At 40.0% G+C, this 1,409-nt stretch carries 1 protein-coding gene; it reads right to left on the reverse strand.

Annotated elements, in window-relative coordinates; genetic code table 11:
• Positions 1-151: 151 nt before the first annotated feature.
• Positions 152-1,270: an IS4 family transposase gene (locus CEG13_RS18440; RefSeq protein WP_100013354.1), complete on the reverse strand. Its 1,119-nt coding sequence runs from the start codon at positions 1,268-1,270 to the stop codon at positions 152-154.
• Between the last annotated feature and the right edge of the window lie 139 nt (positions 1,271-1,409).

Genomic DNA, 1,409 nt, shown 5'->3' on the forward strand with positions numbered 1-1,409 from the left:
CACTAGCGTTGCATAAATATCGTTGGAACATTCGGTGAAATAGATCCCAATATTTTTTGCCAAAAAATCAAAGTCCAGTCAAAGGTGGCTTTGTCCATTTTTTGAAAATTATATACAGTCGATCCAGAAGAGACGACGACAAGGATTTATATTACGGAACCGTTTGGTTTTCAAACCGACGCAGCCAAAGATAGGCTGGCTTCCATAACGCTGCCTTTAACCAGCGGCTAATACGAAGCAGCGACCTCTTGCTTTTTGTTTCCAGTTGAATAAGCACATGTAAACAGTAGGTGATGAGTGCGATGTATATTTGGTTTTGTAATGCCGTTTCACTCATTCCATAAAAATGTTTGATTTCCACGTGCTGTTTCAGCCATTTGAAAAATAACTCGATTGCCCAGCGTGAACGGTAGATATCGCTAATCTCATCTGCACTTAAATCAAATCGGTTGGTGATTAAACGAAGGACATTTCCTTTCGTGTCCTCCACTTCCACCAAGCGGAATACATTCTCCGCCCGGTTCTGTGTGGATCCAATATAAACCATTTTATCGGATAACACCGCAGATTCTGGTGGTAGTGAAAAGGAGTGAACTTCTCGGATGACCGCATTTTTCTTCAGCCTTGAAGCGAAGAAATATCCCTCATCTGTCATTCGATCAAAGCGCTCATAATCTACGTAGCCACGATCAAACACATACATGGCTTCTTTGTCATCGACGAGTATTTCTAATTGGTTCCGGTCGTGTTCTTTCGCTGGGGTGATGACTGCTTTTTCCGGATAAACGGTGTGTTTATCCATGAATACCAGCTTCAAATGAAGTTTCGCACCAGCTTTCGTTTTACGGAACTTTGCCCATTTATAATTGGTTAAATTCAAGGGCAATGTACTCGAATCGATAACTTTTAATGGCATGGAAGCGTTCGGCTGCTTTTTGTGAAACGCCTTGATCTGACAGACAAGATCCAGAAATAAGGTAGCCAGGATTGTTGGAGCTACTTCATTATTTTTACGTGACAGCTGAGAAGCACTAATAGAATCAAAGCCAAGCGTTTTTTGGAAGTCATCATCAAGCAAGGCATCACTCATCGCCTGTAGACTCTCGGTTTCATGCAGCTGGGCAAAAAGCAACATTTTGATATAAGCTTCGGTCGTAAGCTTTTTGGTGTAATAGTCTTGTTTCAGATTTTCTGTTTGTTCAAAAGCCTTTTTGAAATGGATAGGTGAAATCCATTTACTAAACGATGATAATGGTGTATTCTTGTCCATGTAAAGTCCTTTATATTGGATTTGGACAGGGAGCCACCCCTCAAATCCATTATAAAGGTTTTTTTATGCCAAAAACACTTAAAAGTTGAAGATTCCTATTAATTTTTATTTTCACTTACAATTAATGCAATGCTAGTGA

Origin of the sequence: Lentibacillus sediminis, assembly GCF_002763455.1 — a bacterium.
Taxonomy (GTDB): Bacteria; Bacillota; Bacilli; order Bacillales; family Amphibacillaceae; genus Lentibacillus_D; species Lentibacillus_D sediminis_A.